The sequence below is a fragment of the Nostoc sp. 'Peltigera membranacea cyanobiont' 232 genome (assembly GCF_002245985.1).
In the GTDB taxonomy this organism is placed as follows: domain Bacteria; phylum Cyanobacteriota; class Cyanobacteriia; order Cyanobacteriales; family Nostocaceae; genus Nostoc.
Genome location: NZ_NOLK01000230.1, coordinates 1 through 8,798 on the forward strand (window position 1 = coordinate 1; position 8,798 = coordinate 8,798).

At 41.4% G+C, this 8,798-nt stretch carries 9 protein-coding genes and 1 pseudogene; 1 reads left to right on the top strand and 9 read right to left on the bottom strand.

The genetic code is table 11. The features are described 5' to 3' along the window. Positions 1-127: 127 nt before the first annotated feature. The 9 genes from CDG79_RS37110 to nuoH all read right to left on the bottom strand — a co-directional run bounded on the left by CDG79_RS37110 (position 128) and on the right by nuoH (position 8,469). Positions 128-847 (bottom strand): DUF4079 domain-containing protein, encoded by a 720-nt coding sequence (locus CDG79_RS37110; RefSeq protein WP_094346547.1) that lies wholly within the window; start codon positions 845-847, stop codon positions 128-130. A 248-nt stretch (positions 848-1,095) separates the two neighbouring features. Next, positions 1,096-2,712 carry a glycosyltransferase family 39 protein gene (locus tag CDG79_RS37115; protein ID WP_094346548.1) on the bottom strand — a complete coding sequence of 539 codons (1,617 nt, stop codon included), beginning with the start codon at positions 2,710-2,712 and terminating at the stop codon, positions 1,096-1,098. 517 nt (positions 2,713-3,229) lie between these two features. Continuing rightward, positions 3,230-4,024: a GNAT family N-acetyltransferase gene (locus CDG79_RS37125; RefSeq protein ID WP_094346549.1), complete on the bottom strand. Its 795-nt coding sequence runs from the start codon at positions 4,022-4,024 to the stop codon at positions 3,230-3,232. Between the two features lie 259 nt (positions 4,025-4,283). Continuing rightward, positions 4,284-4,496, bottom strand: a complete 213-nt coding sequence (locus CDG79_RS37130; protein ID WP_094346550.1) for a hypothetical protein — start codon at positions 4,494-4,496, stop codon at positions 4,284-4,286. 35 nt (positions 4,497-4,531) lie between these two features. Continuing rightward, a complete protein-coding gene (locus CDG79_RS37135; protein WP_094346551.1) occupies positions 4,532-5,452 on the bottom strand; it encodes an NAD(+) kinase in 921 nt (306 codons plus the stop codon). A 6-nt stretch (positions 5,453-5,458) separates the two neighbouring features. Then, positions 5,459-5,764 carry an NADH-quinone oxidoreductase subunit NuoK gene (gene nuoK / locus CDG79_RS37140; protein WP_006199065.1) on the bottom strand — a complete coding sequence of 102 codons (306 nt, stop codon included), beginning with the start codon at positions 5,762-5,764 and terminating at the stop codon, positions 5,459-5,461. A 59-nt stretch (positions 5,765-5,823) separates the two neighbouring features. Further along, positions 5,824-6,438 (bottom strand): NADH-quinone oxidoreductase subunit J, encoded by a 615-nt coding sequence (locus CDG79_RS37145; RefSeq protein WP_094346552.1) that lies wholly within the window; start codon positions 6,436-6,438, stop codon positions 5,824-5,826. A gap of 118 nt (positions 6,439-6,556) precedes the next feature. After that, on the bottom strand, positions 6,557-7,141 hold the full coding sequence (gene ndhI, locus CDG79_RS37150) for an NAD(P)H-quinone oxidoreductase subunit I (protein WP_094346553.1): 585 nt from the start codon (positions 7,139-7,141) through the stop codon (positions 6,557-6,559). 209 nt (positions 7,142-7,350) lie between these two features. Then, positions 7,351-8,469, bottom strand: a complete 1,119-nt coding sequence (gene nuoH / locus CDG79_RS37155) for an NADH-quinone oxidoreductase subunit NuoH (RefSeq protein ID WP_094346554.1) — start codon at positions 8,467-8,469, stop codon at positions 7,351-7,353. A gap of 126 nt (positions 8,470-8,595) precedes the next feature. Here nuoH and CDG79_RS44490 point away from each other — a divergent pair. Continuing rightward, a pseudogene (locus CDG79_RS44490) lies at positions 8,596-8,798 on the top strand (hypothetical protein); the annotation flags it as partial.

Below are 8,798 nucleotides of genomic sequence, written 5' to 3' on the forward strand. Positions count from 1 at the left end.
CGATAGTCATTTGTCATTTGTCAGATTTAGGAGTCAGGAGTTAGGAATTATTATTCTTCCCCTGCCTCCCCTGCTTCCCTGCACAAGCACGGGCTTTGAGAGGTGTGGTGAGAAATCCGGGCTTAGTTCATTTTGGTGGTTGGGGATTTGGTGTTGGACAAGTTTTATTAGCAAAATCACACTGATAAATATAGGGTTCTTGCCAACTAAGAGGTATTTCTAATAAATCTCGCGTTCCAGTCATCCCTTGTCCAATAAATAGCAACAAAGCAATGCAGTTTAAAATTGTATGGACGATGCGCCAACTATGAGACTTATCTTGATAAATATCTGGAACAATCGCTAATGAAAAAATCATCAGCAGTGCTGCTGTAATGCCAATATAATAGTGTGACCAATACCACTGACTGGTGAGGCGATATACTCCATCCTGACAGCCTATAATTACTAAACCTGCACCAGTTAAAGTTGCAAAAACTGCCCGCCACAATCGCTGCCTTGCCCGATAAAGAAATACTAACGATGTGATGGTAGCAGCAAATATTAACAAGATAAAAACAACTTGAAAAGGTGCTTTATTCCACAATTGATTTTTGATAATATTTTTGCCAATAGGGTAGCTTAATCCGATTAAAGTTAATCCGACAACTGCACCTGTTAGTCTTTCGCCTAACTGTTTATGTTCTGTGCCCACCACTGGGGGAATTTTGCTCTTACTCCCGGCTAAAATTTGCAATCTGCGTTGGCGTGTTTGCCAAGCAAAATTAACGACTGTCCCGATAAGTGGAAATACGAATATAACTGCGATCGCTGGGTGTAAAAGACTAAGAAAATCTGTTATTTGCATATAATACCTTTAAATAAACCACTAAATTTATCTCAAAGAATAATTTAAAGCGTTGTACCATCACTTAAATTAATTTCAGATAAGAATCTGTTTAATATTTGTTTTTGTTATTTTTAGCTGATTTTAAGAAAGTAAATATTTGAATATTTTATAAAAAATTGTCATTATAGCCAATATTGACTTATGATTCAAGAAAACTGCCAAAGCAACTAGAAACTGGCAGATAACTTGTTAGATGGAATATTGCGTCAGCGCAACTTAGGAGATTTAGCTAATTTCCAGACCGAATAATAGTTGTCACTGTAAACAACATCTGTATCTGATTTATACTTTTTTTCAATTGTTTCGCGCCAAGTATCTGAAGGATTGAATAAAAATATATTGGTATATCCATCAGGAATTTTAGGAGTTTTTTGATTTTTCACCAACAAAAATTGCACTTTTGGTTCCAAAAGATAGCTCAGAGAAAAGATGTTACCATAATTATTGCCCAAAGCATCACTAATTAAAAGTGGACGAGTTGTTTGATTGATAATTTGGGCAACTTGGGGATTGCCATAGCTCACACCCTTATTCCACCAAGTTTCTGCCTGGGAATTTGCCTTAGAAGAAATCAGACCACAAATAATCACTAATGCCATGATTATGTGCCAAATCCTGCGGCGTGATGCGCTCCCATTATATAATTGTGTCGCTAATAGGTAAGCAACAGTCACTTGAATTCCCAAATAAGATGGTATGAAATATGGTTCGCTAAATGATTGTATACCTCCAGCACTTGGCAGTATTAGAGGTAGTGCTGGTACTACAATCAATGTGACAAGAAAAAACCAGACTTTATAGTTAGTTGTCAGACAAAGAAAATAAATTGAATATCCTACCAAAGTTAAAAAAATTGATGTAACTAAATAGTTCAGAGGATTGTCTGAACTAAAGTCTATATCAAAAAAAATCCGGCTTAACTGCATCAGCAAAAATGGGAAAACAGGCATCAAAGATGACTGCATTGTTGTCTTGTCTGCTGAAATCAGAAATTGAAAAAAGTCACCTATCACAATTGTTATCCAAGGCATGAAGGCTAAAAAACCTACCAGTGATGCTAGCAGATAAGTTTGGACAATTTTAGTTAACTTAAATTTGGCAGTAATCATCACATAAATTCCGTGAGCAACTGCTACAAACCCACTCCAAATAAATGTATAAAAACTAATGGATAAAGTTACTGCATAAATGCTCCAGATAGCAAATAAATCTGGTCGTTGTCGTTGTTTTGCTAGCTCATCTTTATCTTGTGATTCCAGCCGCATTGCTTGCAGCAGAGATGCACTGGATAGTAATATGGTGACTAACCAGAGAATATATTCTTGTGCTTCTTGGGCGTATACTAGGTGAATTGGAGAAATTGCCATGAGTGCGATCGCTACACCAGAAACCGATAATGGCACATTAAATAATTCTCGACATAGCCAATAAACACAAGGAAAAACCAGCAAACCGATCAAAGCAGATAAACTTCTGATCGCCGTCACCGAATTACCAAAAACTTCCATCCACAATCTCGCTATTACGTAATAAAGCGGTGGATGCAATGAATCTTCTCTAGCCAAAGTCATGATTGTATCATTTAAATTTTTTTGATTTACACCTTGGAACTGAGCAAAACTTTCTCCGCCAATGACACTACCATTAAATAGTTTATTTTGTGCTTCAGTTCTTGTATAACCAGAAATTCGCAATGAGGTATAAGTTTCATCATGGGAGTAAACCTTGTTATCAAGATTAAAAAAGCGAAACAATATACCCATCGCCAATAAGAAAATAATTAAAAATCGCAACCAACTCGGAGCAAATTTGAGATGGTGCATAAGTAATTTTCCCAATATTTTGTCTAAAATAATCCAGTTAGGCGCAGTAGATGAAGTGCCGCAGCTACGCCCACGATCGTAATTCGTAATTCGTAATTCGTAATTCGTAATTCGTAATTCGTAATTCGTAATTCGTAATTCGTAATTCGTAATTCGTAATTCGTAATTCGTAATTCGTAATTCGTAATTCGTAATTCGTAATTCGTAGTTCGTAGTTCGTAGTTCGTAATTTGTAGTTCGTAATTACGAATTATATCTGAGCCTGTTTATGGGACATCCAAACAGCATTATGGCTAAAGATAATTTTACCGAAGAAGAATTCAGCAGTCAGGAGCCAGAATACAGAATGTATTCTGAAGTAAAAAATGGATGAATTGTGGTAAGCGAGCAAGGGATTTTAATCGTGGAGATCAATAAAAATTTTCCTTGCTTGAAACCCCTGACTTGATTACTAGGGTATTCTGACTCCTGGATTCTGTTAGCGGATAGCTAAGGTTTAGCCCATTTTGACTCCTTTTCATAATATTTGATAACGCCATCTAGCAAAGTCTTTGGTATTAGATATGGTTAAAAAATCAATAGTCTTAAAGTGTCGGTCGATAGCTGGAATACTGCATATTTTAGCTCCAATATTCAAGTATGCCTGCAAAATTTTAGGAATTTCAACATTATATGAATCTGGGCAAGTTTGAGGCAGTTCTAGACAAGATTGTGAATTTGGATAAACCAAAATACTTGGATGCATCAAGCCATTATGCTGAAAATAATCATAAGTACAAGTAGCTTGAAAAGGACACTGTGTTAGTAATGATGCACAGCCAAAGAAATATTGATTCTCACTCCAGATGAGATAATTTGCTAGCCCTTTCCATAATAGTAAAAGTGCCTGACTGTTGCGGTATTCTTTAGCTATACATGCACGGCCAACTTCAACTGATGCCTGAAGCACAGAATTGGGAATTGCATTAAGATTAAATATATCAGCAGCATCAAAGCCGAGTCTTTGAGAGGCCATTATATAAGTTTGCATCCGATAAGTTCCAATGGTTTTACCCGTTTGTTTGGAAATCATAATTAAATGATGGCAAACTGCATCAAACTTATCTATATCCATCTGGGTAAAGTTAGAAGTAGAAAATCCCAAGCCTAGTTCAAGATTAAAAACTTCAAAACGCAACCGAAAAATTGATTCTAATTCTTCTTCAGTTGACGCTAGCCGTAGGGCATATTTTTCAGTTTGAAGGACGGGAAAATCTTCAAGAGGGGGAGGAGGATTCAGTGGGTAATTGATGTTGCGTCCAGAAACTTCCATCTATCTTCCTACTTAGATTTGCGAAAATATCCTACTATGATTTAGGCACTATACAAATAGCTCACATTATGCATTAATGTGTCGAAGCGTAATTGAGACAGTTTTCGATAAAATAACCTCTAGAGAGCTTTCTCACTCTTTTGGATTAGAGGTAGAGTGCTTTTATTATGGACATTAATTCCGAAAAAATCTGGCAATAAGATACAAAATTTTCCTTTGATATACGCTATAAATGCAAGTCACATCGCTTTGCCCCGAATTAAAAATTAATAATTCCCATAAATAAATTTAGAGCCTTATGTCCTTTTCTTTGTCGGTCAGTTAAAAAATAAAATTCAGGGCAGAAAGCCCCCAGATGAATCCAGGGGCTTGGATGGTTTTGGTGCGATGCCTGCGGTGTTTTCGTTGCGTAGGTGTAGCCCGTTGTAGACATCGCATCTGCGATCGCCACCGGAAAAGGCGGGTACGCCATCGCAATCTGCGGTAAATGCACTCTAAAATACTTAATTAATTACGGTGATTATTGTTGTAGTGAACTCTTGTACCTGCCCAAAGCAACTTCTCCCGCAACGTCTGATAGTAGGAATTGTTCTCGCGCAAAATAATAAATTTAGCCCGACACTCTGCCATCCGCACATCAACGCGGTGTCCCGGCCAAATTGAAGTCCCCAAAACTCCATCTGTCCACAGTTTGGTACTCAAATCGTAATCCCCCAAAGGCCAAATACTCACCACAGAACCAGGGGGTAAAACGAGTGGGCGACTAGAAAGGCTCATTGCACAAATAGGAGTGATGGTAAGCGCCTCCATACCATCGTGCATAATTGGCCCATTAGCAGAAACGGTGTAACCTGTGGAACCTGTGGGAGTAGAAATAATCAACCCATCCCCGACGTATTGATCGACTACCTCACCGTCGATTTCCATTTCCAAAATTGAGGTAATCATTCGGTCAGCAGAGGCGGGTTTGACACAAAATTCATTCAAAGCCAGGTAACGCTCGCTCACTGGTTCCAAATTAGACCCGTGACCCTCATACACCGCAGCTTGTAACATCATCCGTCGTTGGATAGCATAGCGATCCTCAAACAGCCGATCCCAAACTTTCTCTGTATCCTGAAACTCTTCCACTGACTCAGTTAAAAACCCCAGATGACCTCCCACATTCACTCCCAGAATCGGGATGCCAGCTGGGGCTAAATGCCTGGCACCAGTTAAAACAGTGCCATCGCCACCGAGTACCAAGGCGAGATCGATTGGTTGAGCCGCCGAAGCCAAAAAGACTGGATAGGGGTTGTCTTTCGGCCCGCTAGGCCCCATCAACACCTGGCACTCGCGGCTTTCTAGTTGTTTAGCACAGATTTCTGCCCATTCTTTACTCCGGGCATCCCGCGCTTTATAAGCAATGATTACCTGCTTGAGTTGCACGCACAATTACCACTTCAGGAGATTAAACTGCTCCATATCGACGGTATCGCGGTTGCGATAAATGGCCAGCACGATCGCTAAACCCACCGCCGCCTCGGCTGCGGCCACGGTAATCACAAATACTGTGAAAACCTGACCCTTAATTAATGTTGAGTCGAGGAAGTTGGAAAATGCCATTAAATTCAGATTAACAGCATTGAGCAGTAACTCAATTGACATCAGCACCCGCACGGCGTTACGGCTGGTAATTAAACCGTAGATGCCGATGCAGAATAAAGCTGCTGCTAGTAATAAAAAGTACTGGAGTTGCATAAATCTGGGTATCCCTCCTGAAAAAACTGGCTGTTTATCTGCGAATTAAGTCGCAAATATTACTCTTTTGTTTCGCTGGTTGTTGATACCAGTTCTCTGGGGCGTTCTGGCAAAGTCAAAACAGTTTGCCGCAGATCGGATGATGTCAATTGGTCTGGCAAATACTCGCGACGGGCCAAAATAATTGCTCCTACCATCGCTATCAGCAGCAAAATGGAAGCCAGTTCAAAAGGTAGTAAAAAGTCAGTGAAGAAATGCTCTCCAATCAAAACTATAGAGCTTTCACCACCCACTACAGGAGCAGTTGAGTAAGCCCAAGGAGTAGCCAGCACCATTGTACTTAAAAGACCAAACAATCCTACGCTGACTAGACCTGTAAGTACTTTACGCACCCAAGAGTTGGGAAATGCGACAAAATTCTGACGCTTGTTTACCAACATAATGGCAAACAAAATCAGCACGTTAACTGCCCCAACGTAAATTAGTATTTGTGCAGCTGCAACAAAATCAGCATTTAGCAACAGGTACATTCCCGCTATGCTGATGAACACACCCCCCAGCAAAAAGGCAGAATAGACGATGTTGGAGAACAGCACCACACCAATGGCCGACCCAATCATCATCACGCCCAGTATGCCAAGCGATACTAACTGTACTCCTTCTGCTAGATTCACTGTTTTTTGTCCTTAGTCATTGGTCATTGGTCATTGGTCACTGGTCACTGGTCACTGGTCACTGGTCATTGGTCAAATAACAAAGGATAAATGACAATAGACAAATGACAAATGACATTTATTTTTCTGTTTGTTCTACCAGGTCTTCTGGACGCGCACCTGCACGTGGCGCATCTGCGGGCAGTCCGTGGGGTTCGAGGACACCTTTGGGTAGATAAACTAGTTCGCGCAGTGGTGTAACCATTGGATCGTTTGTTACCTTATAGGGCAGACGACCTAGTGCTACGTTGTCATAGTTCAATTCATGGCGATCGTAAGTGGCAAGCTCATACTCTTCTGTCATGGATAGACAGTTAGTGGGGCAAAATTCCACACAATTACCGCAAAAGATACAAACTCCAAAGTCAATGCTGTAGTGGTTGAGTTTTTTCTTTTTGCTGGCTTTGTCGTATTCCCAATCGACTACAGGTAGATTAATTGGACAAACGCGAACACAAACTTCACAGGCGATGCACTTATCAAATTCAAAATGAATTCTACCGCGAAACCGTTCACCAGGAATCAGTTTCTCGTAAGGGTACTGTACGGTAATCGGCCGTCGCCGCATGTGGTCGAAGGTAACAGAAAGTCCCTGACCAATGTAACGCGCAGCTTGTACCGTTTCTTTGGCGTAATCACCAACTTGTTTTAGAAACTTGAGCATTGTGTTTCACTCTCTCTTTATAAGCTATCAGCGTTATTTGTCCCTTGTCCTTTGTCCTTGGTCATTAGTCATTTGTACTAATGACTCTTACGGGTGACGCGACGCTCCTACGTCGCTACCGCCAGTCACTCATGGGGGAAACCCCCTTGGCGTAGCCTCTCCCTTTGGGAGAAGACCGCGCTGGCTCACTAACGACTAATGACTAATGACTAACCACCAAAAGCGAAGGGAAAGGCTAGTTTCAGGGCGGCGGTTAATAGAAGATTAACTAAGCCAACTGGCAACAAAAACTTCCATCCTAAATCTAACAGTTGATCGATCCGTACCCGTGGCACTGTCCAGCGCAACAGGATGGCGACAAACACTAGTAAATAGGCTTTGAAGACGGTCATTGTGATTCCCAAAGCAGCAGTTACTATCTGGAACACGGGATTTAGTTCACTGACTCCTAGCCAACCAGCGATGAGGTTGAGAGGAATAGGAAAATCCCAACCGCCCAGGTAGAGAATTGCTACTAGTAAGGAAGAAAGGATTAAGTTAACGTAGGAACCGAGGTAGAACAGACCGAATTTCATGCCTGAGTATTCAGTCTGATAGCCTGCAACGATTTCTTCTTCCGCTTCGGGTAAGTCAAAGGGTAATCGTTCGCATTCAGCTAGGGCGGCTATCCAAAAGATCAGAAAACCAACTGGTTGTCGCCAAATGTTCCAGCCTAGAATGCCGTAGCCAGATTGCTGATTGACAATATCAACGGTGTCGAGGCTATTAGACATCATAGCGATCGCTAACACCGCCAATGCCAAAGGAATTTCATAACTAATAGATTGCGCTGCTGCCCTCAAGCCCCCTAAGAGGGAGTATTTGTTATTAGATGCGTAGCCAGCCATCAGCAAGCCAATGGGTTGAATACTTGACAAGGCAATCCACAAGAATACGCCCATGCCCACATTGCTAATAACGATATTCTGCCCAAAGGGAACGATCAGGAACGACAGAAACACCGGAATTACAACAATAATAGGGCCGAGGGTAAACAGCCAGGGATCGGATTTGGCTGGTACTATATCTTCTTTAAATACCAATTTCAAACCATCCGCTACAGGCACTAGCAACCCAAAAGGCCCCTGGTATTCTGGCCCAATTCGCTGCTGTGCGGAGGCGGAAATTTTTCGTTCTAGCCAAGTAGCAACTAATACCCCCACTGTTGCCCCAATCAGCATCAGTATCATTGGCAGGGGCATCCAAATCGCTTTGGCTGTTCCTGCTGGTAAACCTAAATCCCGGAGGGATTCAATAAAAGTTCCTTGGAGGTCAATTCCTGAGTTCATGTTTCCGCTCTTTAAGACATCGAGTCATGGTGAGTTACAACTATTAGTTAAATTAATACCTGTAAATTCACCCATTTTTAATTTTTGCCCAGATGATGCTTGATAGAAGATTTGTCGCTAATTCCCATGCCTAGTATATCCTTGGATGGTTTTAGCCCTCTGAAGCGATATGAGAACTTCTACTTATGGTTGGCATTGAGATTGGCTATTCAAGGGACAAGGGAGACAAGGGGACAAGGGAGACAAGGGGACAAGGGAGACAAGGGGACAAGGGAGACAAGGGGACAAGGGAGACAAGGGAGACAAGGGGACAAGGGAGACAAGGGGAC